13 protein-coding genes are annotated in these 15,576 nt (G+C 33.5%); 3 read left to right on the top strand and 10 right to left on the bottom strand.

The features are described from left to right. Positions 1-25 precede the first annotated feature (25 nt). Positions 26-1,534 (bottom strand): glutamate--tRNA ligase, encoded by a 1,509-nt coding sequence (gene gltX / locus FB551_RS22905; protein WP_142019039.1) that lies wholly within the window; start codon positions 1,532-1,534, stop codon positions 26-28. Between the two features lie 440 nt (positions 1,535-1,974). Here gltX and FB551_RS22910 point away from each other — a divergent pair, with 440 nt between their 5' ends. The 3 genes from FB551_RS22910 (at position 1,975) to FB551_RS22920 (ending at position 6,316) form a co-directional block, all read left to right on the top strand. Next, complete coding sequence (locus FB551_RS22910; RefSeq protein WP_047435645.1) at positions 1,975-3,405, top strand: MAC/perforin domain-containing protein; 1,431 nt, start codon at positions 1,975-1,977, stop codon at positions 3,403-3,405. Between the two features lie 274 nt (positions 3,406-3,679). Then, the gene (locus tag FB551_RS22915) at positions 3,680-5,068 is read left to right on the top strand and encodes an MAC/perforin domain-containing protein (protein WP_142019040.1); all 1,389 of its coding nucleotides are present in this window, start codon (positions 3,680-3,682) and stop codon (positions 5,066-5,068) included. A 282-nt stretch (positions 5,069-5,350) separates the two neighbouring features. Next, entirely contained in the window at positions 5,351-6,316 is a 966-nt protein-coding gene (locus FB551_RS22920; RefSeq protein WP_142019041.1) for a glycosyltransferase family protein, read from the top strand. A 60-nt stretch (positions 6,317-6,376) separates the two neighbouring features. On the opposite strand, the gene FB551_RS22925 is transcribed toward FB551_RS22920, so the two are convergent. The 9 genes from FB551_RS22925 to FB551_RS22965 all read right to left on the bottom strand — a co-directional run bounded on the left by FB551_RS22925 (position 6,377) and on the right by FB551_RS22965 (position 15,576). Beyond that, positions 6,377-7,258 (bottom strand): hypothetical protein, encoded by an 882-nt coding sequence (locus FB551_RS22925; protein WP_142019042.1) that lies wholly within the window; start codon positions 7,256-7,258, stop codon positions 6,377-6,379. Continuing rightward, positions 7,251-8,153, bottom strand: coding sequence for a glycosyltransferase family 2 protein (locus tag FB551_RS22930; protein WP_226798778.1), 903 nt, complete (start codon positions 8,151-8,153; stop codon positions 7,251-7,253). Before FB551_RS22930 ends, FB551_RS22925 begins: the two co-directional genes overlap by 8 nt. Then, positions 8,132-9,271 (bottom strand): glycosyltransferase, encoded by a 1,140-nt coding sequence (locus FB551_RS22935; protein WP_142019043.1) that lies wholly within the window; start codon positions 9,269-9,271, stop codon positions 8,132-8,134. The genes FB551_RS22930 and FB551_RS22935 overlap by 22 nt, the downstream gene beginning before the upstream one ends. After that, on the bottom strand, positions 9,271-10,518 hold the full coding sequence (locus FB551_RS22940) for a glycosyltransferase family 4 protein (RefSeq protein ID WP_142019044.1): 1,248 nt from the start codon (positions 10,516-10,518) through the stop codon (positions 9,271-9,273). The genes FB551_RS22935 and FB551_RS22940 overlap by 1 nt, the downstream gene beginning before the upstream one ends. A 72-nt stretch (positions 10,519-10,590) precedes the next feature. Further along, complete coding sequence (locus FB551_RS22945; protein WP_142019045.1) at positions 10,591-11,826, bottom strand: glycosyltransferase; 1,236 nt, start codon at positions 11,824-11,826, stop codon at positions 10,591-10,593. A 3-nt stretch (positions 11,827-11,829) separates the two neighbouring features. Beyond that, a complete protein-coding gene (locus tag FB551_RS22950) occupies positions 11,830-13,017 on the bottom strand; it encodes a glycosyltransferase (RefSeq protein WP_142019046.1) in 1,188 nt (395 codons plus the stop codon). 3 nt (positions 13,018-13,020) lie between these two features. After that, on the bottom strand, positions 13,021-14,007 hold the full coding sequence (locus FB551_RS22955) for a glycosyltransferase family 4 protein (protein ID WP_142019047.1): 987 nt from the start codon (positions 14,005-14,007) through the stop codon (positions 13,021-13,023). A gap of 4 nt (positions 14,008-14,011) precedes the next feature. Then, the gene (locus FB551_RS22960) at positions 14,012-14,758 is read right to left on the bottom strand and encodes a glycosyltransferase family 2 protein (RefSeq protein ID WP_142019062.1); all 747 of its coding nucleotides are present in this window, start codon (positions 14,756-14,758) and stop codon (positions 14,012-14,014) included. A 53-nt stretch (positions 14,759-14,811) separates the two neighbouring features. After that, positions 14,812-15,576, bottom strand: coding sequence for a polysaccharide deacetylase family protein (locus FB551_RS22965; protein WP_142019048.1), 765 nt, complete (start codon positions 15,574-15,576; stop codon positions 14,812-14,814).

The following is a 15,576-nucleotide window of genomic DNA, read 5'->3' on the forward strand; positions in this document are numbered from 1 at the left end:
AAATGTATGAAAAATTATGGTTATTCTATTTAAAATTATTTATAGCATTGTTTATTCTGGAGATACTTTCCTCTTTACCAAGGGTTTCCAGAATGTCCGGAACGTCCGGTCCTTTTAATTCTCCTACTAAAGATAGTCGCAATGGCATCATTACTTTACCCATTCCTAATCCTTTACTTTCAGCGAAATCATGCATTGCCTGCTTTAATGTTTCAGCAACAAAGTCTGTAGCTTCAAATGCAGCGGCCAATTCTCCTAAAATTGCTGATGTTTCTTCATTCCATGCTTTTTTTGAAGCTTTTTCATCATACGAAGCTGGAGCTTCAAAGAAGAATTTTCCATTCTCATAGATGTCTTTCGGGAAAGTAGCTCTTTCTTTCATCAGATGAATTACTTTCAATAGTTTTTCATCAGATGTACCGGAAAGATCAAGATCTGTATTTTTCAGGATCTTAAGAAGCTCTTCATCAGATTTCAACTGAATATATTGGTGGTTGAACCACTCTGATTTTTCTTTACTGAATCTTGCTCCCGCTTTATGTACTTTGTGAAGGTCAAATTCCCTCATCATTTCATCCAAAGGAAGTATTTCTTTATCATCGGCAGGAGACCATCCTAATAAGGCAACCATATTAATGAAAGCATCAGGAAGATATCCGTTTTCTCTGTATCCTTTAGAAACTATCCCTGTAGCTGGATCTTTAAAGTCAAGAGGGAATACCGGGAATCCGAATTTATCTCCGTCTCTTTTGCTTAATTTTCCTTTTCCTTCGGGCTTTAAAATTAAAGAAAGGTGTGCAAACTGTGGTGCTTCCCACTGCATTGCTTCATATAATAAAGTGTGAAGTCCTAAAGATGGCAGCCATTCTTCTCCACGGATAACGTGAGAAATTTCCATTTCGTGGTCATCAATGATGTTCGCAAAATGATAAGTAGGCATTCCGTCATTCTTTACCAGAACTTTATCATCTAAAGTATTGGTATTAACTGAAAATTTTCCACGGATGATGTCTTCAAGATTTAATACTCTGTCAACAGGCATTTTAAATCGTACCACGTAGGGTGTTTTTTCATCCAATAGCTTCTGAACTTCTTCTTCAGAAAGAGCAAGACTGTTTCTTAAACGGTTCCTTGTTTTGTTATCATATGAGAAAACATCACCTTTCGCTTCATATTCTGCGCGTATTGCATCCAGTTCTTCAGCTGTATCAAAAGCAATGTATGCATAATCTGTCTTTAGGATCTGTTCTGTATATCTGTCGTAGATGTCTCTTCTTTCAGACTGTCTGTAAGGAGCGAATTTTCCTCCTTTTTTGGGACTTTCATCAGGAATGATTCCGCACCATTCTAAAGCTTCTTCAATATATTCTTCAGCTCCTTCTACATATCTGGCTGTATCTGTATCTTCAATTCTCAATACAAATTCTCCCCCTTGATTTTTAGCAAAAAGATAATCATATAATGCGGTTCTTACGCCTCCCAAATGTAATGGTCCTGTAGGACTTGGAGCAAAACGTACTCTTACTTTCTCCATTTCAATTTAAATTTTTGCAAATTTACTTAAAATTATGCGTTTAAGAGATGATTTCTGACGGCGTATTGTTTTTTAATCCTGACTTTTTTACTTATTTCCAAAGATTTTCGATAAATACGGTTTTTAAACTTCCGATTTTATTTTTAGCATTATATTTTTTTTATTCATGAGCCATAATTTATGAATGGTTGGTTATGAAAAATGAACTCATAAATAACAAGTGTTAAGTTTGATGTGTAAATCTGTTTTTGAATGTATGTAAGTTTCTTCTTATAAAATAAATTTTTTAATTAAATCACAAATTAGTGATTGTAAAAATGTTTATTCATAGTATTTTAAATGCATATTAAAATCACCAATAAATGATATATGTCAGTTGTTCTTATTGTATTTCACCTAATAATGAAGTTTATATTTGTTGAAAATTTTTAAATAATACTATGAAAAAACAAATTTTATTTAGCTTCAGTGCAGCACTGATGCTTCTCATGGGATCATGTTCTTCGGAAGATCTGAATAATGAATCTGCTCCTGATAGCCCGGCAAAATCTAATCGTTTGTCGGCAGCAAAATTTGCAGGAGACGGTGTTTATGATGTTTTAGGACACGGTTTTAATGCAGCAGGGGAATATGCGAATGCTAATTCTGCAGGATTTAAAGTAATTGATATTGATCGTTTCAATTCTGAACAGGCAGGAAGATTGCTTTCTGAAAATACCAATACCCAACAGTACGTTGAAGAATATGGAGAAAATGCAGAAACCTATTCTAAAATGATTTCCACAAAAGTAGAGGCAACTGCAGGAATTCCTTTATTTAAAAAAACAGTGTCAGTAGGATTTAATTCTGCGGTGACTACCAACCATAAATTTGATGCCAAATATATTTATGGCAGTTACAATCTTATCATTAAGCAAAAAAGATTAAGATTCAACGCTACTACAGATATGTTAGCAGATTATGTAACTCCGGAATTTACCCAGGATCTGCAAACGAAAACTCCTCAGCAGATTGTACAGGACTACGGAACCCACGTTATGATTGATATTTATACAGGAGCTAAGATGGATATCATGTTCCAGTCTGAAACAACTAACGAAAGCCGTGACCGTGCCGCGAGAATTGGAGTAAAAGTGGGGGTGAAATCTATCTTTGATGTAGATGTAACCAACGATGTGAATACTTCGGAATCATCTATGAATTATTCTAAGAAATTATCCTATAGAACAAGAGGAGGAGATCCTTCAAAAGGTTTGGTTGGAGAATTGAATCTGGATCAGAATACTCCGAAAATTAATATTTCAAACTGGCAAAACAGTTCTACAGCCAGTAATTCGGTATTGGTAGAATTCGGAAATAATGGGCTTGTTCCTATCTATAATCTGGTAAAAGATGCCACTAAAAAAGCTCAGCTTAAAGCTTATGTTGATCAGTATTTAATTGATAACCAGATTTCATTGGAGTACAATACAACCATGCTGTATGGTTACCAGAATCAGGCAGACAGTAATCATTATTTTACTTTTAATACAAACCTTCAGCCATCTTCTTACTGGACTAATGAAGGGCCGACATTTAAAGTTTTCCAGTACAAAGCACCTGAAACAGTTCCTATTTACTGCTATAAAAGTACTTCAGGAGCAGATCATTACTTTACCCAGGCAAGTACGTTACAGCCATCTTCCTATTGGAATGTTTATATGGGGGTAGCATTCTATGCTTATAAAGAGGCGGGAGCCGGAAGAATTCCTGTATATAGCTATAAAGCTAAAAACGGATCGGATCATTATCTTTCAGTTTCTCCTAATTTAGGTCCTGCAAACTATTGGAGTATCAGAGAAGGCATCGCTTTCTATATTCCAGCTAATTAATTTTTGGATTTATATAAATCAATTTGGTATATAAGTGGAGTCGGTAATTCTGACTCCACTTTTTATTTATCATTAAATAGAGAGTGAGTTTGATGTGAAAATAATAATAGTAATCATTTATTTTAATTATTTCTCTATTGTGTGATGTTAAAGCCGTTTGTTAATAGTGTTTTAATTGATTGTTAAATTCACTAATTAATGATATATGTCATTAATAAATTATTTCTTCACTTGGTGATGAATTTTATATTTGCAAAAACTTATTTAATAATCTATGAAAAAACAAATTTTATTTTGCTTCAGTAGTTTACTGATGCTTTTTATGAGTTCGTGTTCTTCTGAAGATCTGAATTCAGAGATAACGCCTGAAAGCCCAGCGGCAAAGGCTAATAACAGAATGTCTGCAGCCAAATTTGCAGGTGACGGGATTTATGATGTCTTAGGACATGGTTATAACGTTACCGGTGAATATGCCAACGCAACAGCTGCCGGTTTTAAGGTGGTTGATATTGACCGCTTTAAATTAGAACAAACCAACAGATTAATCAGCGAAAACACAAACTCTCAGGAGTACGCCGAAGACTATGGTGAAAATGCTGAGGCTTATTCCAAAATGGTTTCAACCAAAGTGGATGCAACAGTAAATTTTCCACTGTTTAAAAAAATACTCTCTGTAGGTTTTGGTTCAGCGGTAACAACCAACAATAAGTTTGATGCAAAGTATATCTACGGAAGTTATAACCTTACGATCAAACAGAAAAGAGTAAGATTCAATGCTACAACAGATATGCTGGGTGATTATATAACTCCTGAATTTGCTCAGGATTTACAAACAAAAACTCCGCAGCAGATTGTTCAGGATTATGGGACTCACGTAATGACTGATATTTATACAGGAGCAAAGCTTGATATTTTATTCCAGTCTGAAACAACCAGCCAGACTCGTGATAAGGCAGCTAGAATCGGGGTAAAGGCGGGGATGTTAAGTATTTTTAATGTAAATGTGGACAATGATGTAAATACCTCTGAATACCACATGAATTATTCTAAGAAGTTAACATACAAAACCAGAGGCGGGGATCCTTCAAAAGGTTTAGTTGGAGATTTGAATCTTGATCAGACCAATCCTAAAGTTAATATTTCCAATTGGCAGAACAGCTCCAATGTAAGTAATTCTGTTTTGGTGGATTTTGGAAGTAATGGGCTGATTATTATTTATGACTTTGTAAAAGATCCTGTTAAAAAAGCTCAGCTTAAAGCTTATGTAGATCAATATCTGATTGATAACAAAGTGTATCTTGAATTTAAAACAATCCCAATTTACAGATATTATAACGGGGTTGATCATTACTATACAAAAATTGCTGGAAGCTACAGCGGGTATTCTTTTGAAGGAACAGAGTTTAATGCCTTCTTATATAAGGCTCCGAATACAGTTCCTATCTACAGATATTGGAATGGTAAAGATCATTACTATACAAAAACTCCGGGATATTATCAGGGATATGTAGACGAAGGAATTGAGTTCAATGCTTTTGCTACTCAGCAGCCTAATACAGTTCCTATTTACAGATATTGGAATGGTAAAGATCATTATTATTCAAGATCCAGCGCAAGACCGGCAGGTTATGTTTCTGAAGGAATTGAATTCTACGCATACTAACTAAATAATATTACTATTTTACAAAAAAACCGTCTCAGCTTTGAGACGGTTTCTTTATACAACAAAGAATAAAAACGAATATTTGTAAAATGTTTTCGTTGATAAAGAAACAGTCGGTAGTCTTTCATTAAAAATGTATTTTTGTAACTTATAAGTTTAGTTGATCAATGAAAAGCTTTTTTGCTTGTCAGAATCTATCTCATAAGCTACAGAAATAAGATTATATACTTTTATTACGGTTATGGAGAAAGGTTAAAACTAAATAATTTAACGTACTAACAAATGAAAATTATTTTCCACGAAAATCAATTATGCTATAGAGGGACTTCTAATGCTCTTTTTGATTATGCTTATTATAATGAGGAAATGCTTGGCAACGAGTCGATGATTCTTTATCCTGAAAACAGTCCGAATAACGCTGAAGAAGCTATTGAACGTTTTAAAAAAAGGTTTAATGTTGTTGGATATAGTGATATCAGGGAAAGAGATGAAATCATTAAAAAGGCAAATGCAGATCTTTTTTATGCAATAAAATCAGGAGAAAGAGAAACAGATACTCCACATGATCTTATTAAAACGGCTATTCATGCAGTTTTTAAATATAATGAACCTTACGGTGATGTTTATGCCTATGTCTCTGAATGGCTGGCAAAAACAATGAGCGGCGGAAAACTTCCTTTTGTTCCTCATATTGTAGATCTTCCTGAAGTGAGTGGTGATCTTCGCGCTGAGTTGAATATCCCAAAAGATGCCGTGGTATTCGCGAGATACGGCGGAACCGAAACTTTTGATATTGGTTTTGTGATGGAAGCTGTAAAAAAAACAGCCCTTAAAAATAAAAATATATACTTTGTTTTTATGGGAACTGATGAATTTGTGAAGAGAAACTTTTTCAGGTCTTATAAAAACATTATTTTTCTTCCTCCCACAACAGATGTTGAAAGAAAAGTGAAATTTATTAATACTTCTGATGCATTTTTGCATGCCCGCACACAGGGAGAAAGTTTCGGAATGGCTGTAGGTGAATTTTCTATTAAAAATAAACCCATTATAACATGGTCCGGATCTGATGAGAAATCACATCTTGAGATTCTGGGGGATAAAGCCATTTTATATAGCGACAAACAGGATATCATGCAAATTCTGAAGGATTTTCGACCGGATGAAGGTAAAAACTGGGATTGCTACTCAGAACTTTTCAATCCGAGGGCCGTTATGGAAAAGTTTGAAAGTGTTTTTATCAAATAAATTAGAAAAAAAGGCTAATGTTACACTAACATTAGCCTTTACTATTTTGGTCTGAAAGAATTAAAAAAGACTTTTAATTCTCATCTTGATTTTCTTTGTGAAAGATAAGTTCAGATTAAGTTTTTGCTGAGGATATTTCTTTGAGAAGGAGAGAATAAATTCATCAATATTTTTCGCAGGGAAAAAGGAAAGTTCTTTCCATATGCCCTTATATAAAGGATGGAAGTCGATAAATATCTTATAATTGTCAGCATTTACTGTTTTCCAGGAATTTAAAAACGTCGAGGTGTCAAAATCATTTTTATGCCCCCAGTTATTGATTTTTTCTGAAATTTCACTTTCTTCCCGCGCCCAGGACTGATGTATTAAATAAAAATCCAGTGGCAGGATTCTGCCTTTATTTGTATTTCTTGCGTACTCATATTGAGGATTGTTTGTGATAAGCATACACTTTTCATCAAAAGGAGTAATGACAAAAAATCCCTCCGCATTATGTTTGAATAATGTCACAAAATTTACCTGAAAATTAAAAGGATTTTTGGCTGGATTCTTTAATAAAAATTTATTCCCCTTCAAAAATCCGGCTAATACTCCAAAGTCATAAGCATATTCATCACCATCCATCTGGATATGCCATCCACCGGCGCCCATTTTTTCCGCCATCATATTCCTTTGTCTGGTCTCCAGTTCCATTGGCTGCATCCCTTCAATGAAGAAAGTGTCTTTGTAAAAAATGATTTTATTCTGAGTATCCAATTTTTTGATATCACTGAAAACACTTTCAGGAATATGAATATCATTTCCTGCCCAGGTTTTATTATTGGCATCATAACTTATTACAATACGGTCTGCATGCTCATAAATATGCTTAAGAGATGTAAAAATGTAACAGTAGTCATAAGATAAAAGATATCCTACTTTAATAATATTTTTTTTACTCATTTTTTATTTTATCTAAATTGGAATAAAGGCCATCTAATATACCTTTTATGTAAGCTTTTGCCATAGAAAATTTTCCTTTTTTAAGTGCTTTCCTTGCAAACTTCCATCGCTCTTTGGTTACATATTTTAAATTCCCATCATACAGCCTGCACATCCAGATGCGGTTTCTGGTGATATAATATTCATAAAAACTGCCTTTATCACTGGCAAGATTGAAAGCTTCACATTGGGTATTGACCGCAATTTTCCATTTGTTGGTTTTAAGAAGTCGCAGGCACCATTCAGATTCTTCATAATACATGAAAAAGCTGGTATTCATTAAACCTACATCATCCAGTATTTCTTTTCTGAACATTAAGGCACTTCCATCTACATATTTTATATTGTAGTTATAATGAGTCGCATTTACATAGTTTTTATCCTGTTCAGAATTGGTGTGTCCACCCTGAAAACCCTCCTCGGGAAACAGGAGTCCGCCATCTGAAAATATTCTGTCACGAATGTTTCTGTAACAGATTCTTGGGCCAATGATTCCAATATCCGGAAATTCTTTTAAATCGTTATATAACTGGCTGATTGTGTTGCGGGATATTTCAATGTCCGGATTTAATAATAAAAAATAATTCTTACCATCTTCCATTGCTTTTTTAATGGCTAAATTATTACCGAAAGCATAGCCGCCGTTATAATCACTTAAAATAGAGTTGATTTGCTTTTGAGAACCCAGTTTCTCAATTTCCTTTCTGTCTTTTGAATTGTTATCTACTATATAAATAGATTTTTCCGGGATCCCTTCGCTTAATAATGAATTAACCTCTCGCTGGGTATCCTCAAAAGAATTGTAATTAAGTATGATGATGGCCAGGTCATCCATTAATGTAAAATTTTTTTCCATTTTTCTATTGCTTTTTCTTCAGAAAAATTATTCTTAAAATAGGCTTTAGCCTGTGTTTTTATATCCTGATAATAGGATTGGTCCTGTAGTAAAGACATAATTTGATCTCTGAACAATTCCGGATGATCACTTACCAGACATCCATTTGACGTTTTTGAGGGGAAACCATCAATTGCTCGTTCTGTTCCTACAACAGGAAGCCCGTAAGATAGCGCTTCTATTACTTTAATTTTGATCCCTGTACCTTCCAGCATTGGACAAATTGCAATTTTAGACTGGTGATACTCCTCCTCCAGGCTTTCTATAAATTCTATTAAGGTTACACCTTCTCTTTTTTCAATATGCTTGCATACTCTCCCGATAATGACAATATTAATGCCTGAGGGAAGCAATGGATAGACATGATCAAAAAACCACTGTATGGATTGTATATTGAAAATGTTTTCAGACCCTACAAAAATTAAATCATACTTTTTAACACGATCATTTTTTTCGAAATGAGATGGAAAAGAAGGAGATATATTGATCACCTTTTCCCCCAGGAATCTTTTAAATACAAGATGCTCATCTTCTGAAATGGTGATTATTTTATCAAATTTTGAAAGATTTCTAATTTCCTCATTGAAACGTTTTCCAATATCTAATGATCTGTTTTTATAAAATTCATTGAGAGTAATCCAATCATGGGTATCTATGATCTTTAAAGTATTTTTCATAGATTCATGATCAACTAATCCTGCCCAAAATTCATAATTGATGATAATCGCATCATATTTTTCCTTATGGAAGATATCAGCAAATTCTTTCCTGGCAAAATCTGTCAGTAAGTGATTATACTCATTAGGTTTCTTATAGAATTTTGATATTTTGTGCTTCCAATATTCTGATGATGTTTTTACTTTTAATGGTCTGTGTTTAATTAAAAACAGATGATCAACAATATCTTTATCAATATCTGTAGTGTCATTTTGGCTCTTATAAATCTCAGAGACTCCTACCAGATCAATCTGATATCCCATTTTTTTTAAAACAGTAAGGGTAGTTTTTGCTCTTGTTGTATTTCCTGCCCTGTTTGAAAATGGATTTTCAGGAAAAAAAAATAGAATTTTTTTGGTCATTATAAAGATGTAATGGCGGAATTAAATTTGTTGATGATGGTATCCCATGAATAGTTTTTTAAAACATAATCTCTTGCTTTGATGCCTTCAGAAACAAGATTATCCTGTGACTGCTGCATATAAAACGTTAATGCCTGAGAAAATTCTGTACTGTTTGTAAAGCTTTTCCCGGTTTTACTCTTTTCAATATGCGAGTACAAGACCTCACAGTTTTTATTTACAATGATAGGGATTTTCAGTAACATAGCCTCCAATGTAATCAAAGACAGACTTTCATAGAATGAAGGCATTATCAGTGCGCTGGCATTCTTCAGTAAAGCATTTTTGAGGTCGTGGTCTACAAATCCGGTAAGAATAATATCATCTCCCTCAGTTATGCTTTCCTCAAGAGAATTTTTTCCTACCAGCACTAATTTTATGTCTTTATATTCAGGATGTTTTTCTTTGAAATCTTTAAAATATTCAATCATCATGACACAGCCTTTGTCTTCAACAATCCTTCCTATATAAATAAAGTATTTGGTCTGATATAGATCCTGAGGAAGTTCGCCTGATGAAACATCATAATCATCAAAACCAATTCCTGCAATTTCTGACTTTAGCTTTTTTGCCTGAGGATAAATGCTCTCTACAAAATCCTTTTCAATCTGTGTATTGTACATGATGAATTTTGGAAGAGAAAATAACTGGGAATACCCATCAAGATAAAATTGAGGCTCATCGTGTGCTGTTGGGATGAGAATGCTTTTGTCAGCCACTTCTCTGATCCCGATATTGGTAGGATGATATAAGTAAGTGAAGAAAATAAAAGCCTTATAATCTTCTTTTTTGTCTTTAATAAAATGAATTAAATCGTTTGAAAATGGTCCCTGTACTTCCAACCATTCATTGAAATTAAAATCCTTTTTGCTGTATTTAAATCTCTTATAAAGCAAATAAGGGAAGTTTACAAAGCTGAGCTTTCTGCTGTAATATTTATATAAGCTGCGAGCAATTTTACTGAGCTCGTTGAATTTTTTTAAGTCTTTTTTTACAGTTTTAAATCTTCGTACAGTTATACCATTGATGCTTTCAATTCCTTCCGGATAATAATTATCCCAACGTTCGAATTCTATAGCACAGGTTGTAATAATTTCAATATCATAAACTCCAGACAATTTTTCAGCTAATAATCTTGCGTGAAGTTCTGCACCTCCGTTAATTTCCAACCCATACCTTTGGACTACTATTGCAATTTTGTCTTTCATCTGAAATATTGTGAGTTTATCATTAATCTGGTGATTCTATAGTCTAATCAACCAGAAAATTAACCAATAAAACTATTTTCTGTTTTTTTTGAAGAAAGCATTTACTTTCTTTCTTATTTTATTATAAAGAGTTCGCTCAAGATAATTGACCCTGGAATTTAATCTTTCAATTTCGCTTAAATAGAAAACATTATTAACATCATTGCCACCACTGCTTTCTTTTTTACCAAAACCATCAATGAAATTCAATCTGATTTTGAATAGCTCTCCGATAGATTGGATGGAAAAATTTTCTGCAATTTGTAATTCTGCCTTTTCTCTCATCAAGGTCAGGCTTTCAAAATTATTTTTGATATACTGGAGCTTTTCAACAGCATCTTTTAGACTTGGTCTGGCAAGCGTTAAACCCTCATCAATCAGTCCCTTTGTATTGGCCGTTTTGATGAAATCATACTGTATAAGAAAGCTGTTATTTACATTCATAAAATCCAGATTCCCGGAATAACCTGTTCCCACAACAATTTTTCCGTATGCCATTGCTTCTGCCATCGTCAGGCCGAAACCTTCTGACCCATGGAGAGAAATCAGAACATCAGACTGCTGGATCAGGGAATGTAGTTTCTCTTTTGAAAAATGCTCATTAATGATTATTACATTTGGAATAGTATTGTAAGCTTCCAGTGCTTTCTGAGCATCTTTGCTTCTTTCGAGATTATGAGTTTTCACGATAAGAACACTGTTTTTATCTTCTTTGAAAACGGTTGTGAAAGCTTCAAGCGTAGCTTCCGGATTTTTTCTGATCGTGGTACTCAGAGAATCGAAAATCGTCAGATAGATCTTTGAATCCGGAGAAATATTATACTGGCTTAGTTCAAAATCCTTAGACTCTGCCATTTTTTGGATCGGATGTGAAAATCTGATCACAGGAATTCCTGTATATTTTGTGAAGATATTCACACAGAAATCACTTGGAACCCAAAGCTCGTCAAAGACATTTAATATCTCAACAACTTTATCAGAAACTTCAGGAAATTCCCAGGCCCAGTAAATGATATTATAATGATCCTTAAGATTCAGATCCTGATTCTTGGAGAAAAAATTGTTAATAAAATTGATATTAATATGGAAAACATTGATGGAAGATGGTACTTCTGAACCAGCATCAATTCTTTCAAAAGTTTCACTGGAATAATTTATCCGGTTTACTTTGATCCCGATTGCTTCTAATGCCAAAGCATTTAATCTGGTCGCTTCGGAAATTCCAAAATTCCCGTCAAAAAAACCATGGTAATTTACACTTAATGACATGGATTATAATGTTTTAAGTTTTTCTTTTACTTCTTCAGGTGAGAATGCACTCAGACTGTCTACAGAATTTCTGCTTAATGTATTCCAAAGATCTTCATCATTGTTCAGCTGAATAATAGCCTCTGCAAAACGGGCTTCGTCATTGGCAATCAATACATTCTGTTTATCGGTAAGTTTCATTCCTTCTGCTCCGATATCTGTGGTAACCACGGGCAAAAAGTATTCAAAAGCTTGTCCGATTTTTCCTTTCACTCCAGCTCCGAATCTTAAGGGAGCTACCATAATTTTAGAATTCATGAAATGCTCTTCGATGCTTTCCACAAACCCTAAAAATGTAAACTTAGGAAATAGTTTATGATCCAGTTTTTCTGCGACATTACCGATGATGCTTACTTCCAGCTCAGGGTTGGTTTTCCAGACGATGGGCATTATTTTTTCATATAAAAACTTTACCGCATCAATATTCGGTTCATGGATAGATCCGATGAAGGTAATTCCTTTACTTTCGCTGAAATTTTTTCTTTCAGAAATATCAATTTTCGGATAATGAATATTAGATACCGTAATGATCTTGTTTTGATCCGCATACTGGCTCATAATTTCTTTTTCCTTATCAGATATGGCAATTATATAATCGAGTTGCGGTGCAACAACCGTTTCCAGACGGAAAAAATGTTTATAATTTTTCTTTAATGAAATACGGTTCGGTTCCAGTTCTATTGCTCTTTTAAACCTTAAAAAATGAATATCCACCATATCATAAATGAATTTGGCAGAAGGTAAAACGGTTTTCATCTTTTTATAAAAAAGATTCAGAGCCAGCGGACCGTTGAACCAAATGTAATCTATCTTTTTAAAAGAAGACAGAAAATCATAGATATTCCTGTACTTATTGTTTTCTATGTAAACGATAACATTGTGCTGCTGATAGAACTTCACATAAGAATCATCTTCAAATTTATGGGGAGCAAATAAAATACAGTTATATCCTAATTCTTTGTAAATAAATATAAGTTCTTTCAATCTGTTAGCCCCGGATTCTTTATCGTGGGCAGGGAAATCTCTTGATGCAAACAGGATTGTTTTTTGGGAAGCGTCATACAGATTAATGTTGACTACATCCTTAGTCTGGAGATATTTAAGTTTTTCTTTTCTTTCGAAGTGCTTTTTTATTTTTTTTAAGATTCCCATTTTTCAGTTTTTAGTATCCAGTTCAAAAACTTTATTCACCCAACTATCCAAAGTGTATCTGTAGTAGATTTCTTCCGGAATTTTCTCGTAAGGTGTTTCAAAAAAAGATTTGTCAAGATTACTAATATTTTTGTTTAAAATCAAAATATTATTGGGATTGTAAAAATCATAGGTTTTAATGGCTTCATTATCGGTAATGATTTTCTTGTCCAGAGCCATGGCTTCAAAAACTCTGAAGCTAAGACCATATTGTCCTTCACGCATCAGGTCCAGTAAAACTTTAGAGTTCTTATAATACTTAGGAAGATCGTTGTGCGGGATCTTTTTGATACTGAACACCAGGAAAAGATTTTTAGGAACTGTCATGAAAATATTCGTGAGCTGATGCTTCCATGATTTTTTTCCAATGATCATAATCTGGAATTTTAATCCCTGTTCAATCAGTTTTTTAGCCAATAACTTTATCAGGGAAACCCTTCTGTTATCATAAGATGTGATATAGAAAAGATCCATTTCCGGCTGCTGAATTTCCTGTGAACAGTGGGGTAGATAAATGTAGTTTGTTAACTTTTCAAACCCATGCTTTTTGACGTCAATAGAGTCGAATGAGAATACTTTATCAAAAAGATGTAATTTATCTTCTACCGGAACCCTTTCAAGATTATCGTAAAGATAGGTTACCAGACGGTCTGTAGATTTTCGGATTTTTTGAAGAGTAGAAAGATCGAATGTATCCGGATTCATTACAAGTATCTGATCCTGATGACCTAACTTTTCCAGCGAATCCAGAACATATTTTTGTCTTTTTTCAGTCTTAAGATTTTTGTTTAAAAAAGTTTTGCTTAAAGCATTGACCGCTCTTTCGTTGAAGTTGGAATGAGTAACGGTACTGATCTTTATATGATGTGCATCAATACCCCTTTTGCATAATGTTTCAACAATATACTTATCATAATCCCAAAAATCATAACTAATGATACAAATCTTCATTCAACTAATTTTGCTCTTTTTTTAATGATTCATAGGTTTCATAAACGCTTAAAGATTGCAGATAAGATAACTGATATCCTTCTTTTCCGTCTAAAATTCCTAGTCTCATTATATAGGCTTTAAAGAATTTAAAAGCAGTTTTAAGATATTGAACCCAAATACTATACTTTTTCCCTTTAGCAGCCAGTTCTTTACCCTTTAAAACTCCGTAATGAATCATTTTTTTTTTGTAAGATTCATAATCTGAAACGGAGTAATGGAGTAATTTATTTTTTAAAACTCCAATGGTTCCGTTAACCTCCAGAGTTTCATGTACCTTTTTTCCTGCCATATATCTGGCTTTCGATTTTCTGAATAATCTGAAATTTTTATCAGATTGTGTTCCTGAAAAGTGAATCGGTTTCTGGGCAAAAAAGAATTTCCTGTAAAAATAGTAGGCATCTTTTTGCCCGGGTTTATTAAGCTCATCGATAATTTCCTGCTTCAGGGCCGGGGTAATTCTTTCATCACCATCCAAAAATAAAACCCAGTCGTTGGTTGCAGTATCCAGAGCCAAATTTCTTTGCTTTGTAAAGTCTTCAAATTTATTCTGAATCACTTTTACATTGGGGAATTTCCTCGCAATTTCTACAGTTTTATCCGTACTAAAAGAGTCTACAACTATGATCTCATCACAAAAATCAAAAGACTCAAGGACATCCTGTATATTTTTTTCTTCATTATATGTTATGATCAAACCACTTATATTCATCACAACGATTTGTTTGATAGGGAAGTACGTTACATACTCCTTACTATTGTTTTTTAAAATAGTTTTAATCTGCCAAAGATAAGTTTTAATTTGAATTTTATAAGCGAATCTTTGCCTTTTATATCAATTCTACACAGTTCGTATGGGCGCTGGGTAGGGTAATAATTTACTTTATTCCCAATTCTTACTGCAAAATCAATTCCTATTTTTTTTAAAATAGAAAAAAATGTTAATTTATCATGTTTTTTTTGTGGATATTTCCCGTATGGGTATGCCAGAACCTTTGAATACCTGATATTTTGAGCATCAAGAATCTGCATATTTTTTTTTAGATCTTTTTCTATAAAGTCAAAAGAAGAATTTTTTAGATTTTCATGGGCGTGACTGTGAAGAGCAATCTCAAAATATTTTTTATCCAGATTCCTGATTTCCTCAAAGGTCATCATCGGATAATTATTATATCCCTTTTCAATAAATCCGGTTGGAATAAAAATAGTTGCTTTCAGATTATATTTTTCCAGTAAAGAGGGAAGATACTCAAGGTTGTTTTTGTATCCGTCATCAAAGGTTATGATGATGCTTTTTTTTGATAATACAGTAAGATCTGAAAAAAAAAGGGAAGCGTATTTTTTACGGCTCAGGTAAGAAAACTGTTTTTCAAGATTTTCTACACTCACCGTCAGGTCTTCATGGCTTTCTTTTTCAACCTGGTGATACATAAGAATAACCAGTCTGTTGAGAGGAAAAGCAAATAAATAAAGACGGAAATACACAACGATAAATACCGCCAATACAAATGGAATAAGATACAGAATCAT

Origin of the sequence: Chryseobacterium aquifrigidense (genome assembly GCF_006716485.1) — a bacterium.
Lineage (GTDB): Bacteria > Bacteroidota > Bacteroidia > Flavobacteriales > Weeksellaceae > Chryseobacterium > Chryseobacterium vietnamense.

What these genes read in the sequence shown, in the direction of transcription:
- FB551_RS22955 (WP_142019047.1), bottom strand. Translation starts at nt 14,007, where the DNA reads ATGAAGATTTGTATCATTAGTTATGATTTTTGGGATTATGATAAGTAT.
- FB551_RS22965 (WP_142019048.1), bottom strand. Translation starts at nt 15,576, where the DNA reads ATGATTCTGTATCTTATTCCATTTGTATTGGCGGTATTTATCGTTGTG.
- FB551_RS22935 (WP_142019043.1), bottom strand. Translation starts at nt 9,271, where the DNA reads ATGACCAAAAAAATTCTATTTTTTTTTCCTGAAAATCCATTTTCAAAC.
- FB551_RS22910 (WP_047435645.1), top strand. Translation starts at nt 1,975, where the DNA reads ATGAAAAAACAAATTTTATTTAGCTTCAGTGCAGCACTGATGCTTCTC.
- FB551_RS22950 (WP_142019046.1), bottom strand. Translation starts at nt 13,017, where the DNA reads ATGGGAATCTTAAAAAAAATAAAAAAGCACTTCGAAAGAAAAGAAAAA.
- gltX (WP_142019039.1), bottom strand. Translation starts at nt 1,534, where the DNA reads ATGGAGAAAGTAAGAGTACGTTTTGCTCCAAGTCCTACAGGACCATTA.
- FB551_RS22940 (WP_142019044.1), bottom strand. Translation starts at nt 10,518, where the DNA reads ATGAAAGACAAAATTGCAATAGTAGTCCAAAGGTATGGGTTGGAAATT.
- FB551_RS22945 (WP_142019045.1), bottom strand. Translation starts at nt 11,826, where the DNA reads ATGTCATTAAGTGTAAATTACCATGGTTTTTTTGACGGGAATTTTGGA.
- FB551_RS22930 (WP_226798778.1), bottom strand. Translation starts at nt 8,153, where the DNA reads ATGGAAAAAAATTTTACATTAATGGATGACCTGGCCATCATCATACTT.
- FB551_RS22960 (WP_142019062.1), bottom strand. Translation starts at nt 14,758, where the DNA reads ATGAATATAAGTGGTTTGATCATAACATATAATGAAGAAAAAAATATA.
- FB551_RS22925 (WP_142019042.1), bottom strand. Translation starts at nt 7,258, where the DNA reads ATGAGTAAAAAAAATATTATTAAAGTAGGATATCTTTTATCTTATGAC.
- FB551_RS22920 (WP_142019041.1), top strand. Translation starts at nt 5,351, where the DNA reads ATGAAAATTATTTTCCACGAAAATCAATTATGCTATAGAGGGACTTCT.
- FB551_RS22915 (WP_142019040.1), top strand. Translation starts at nt 3,680, where the DNA reads ATGAAAAAACAAATTTTATTTTGCTTCAGTAGTTTACTGATGCTTTTT.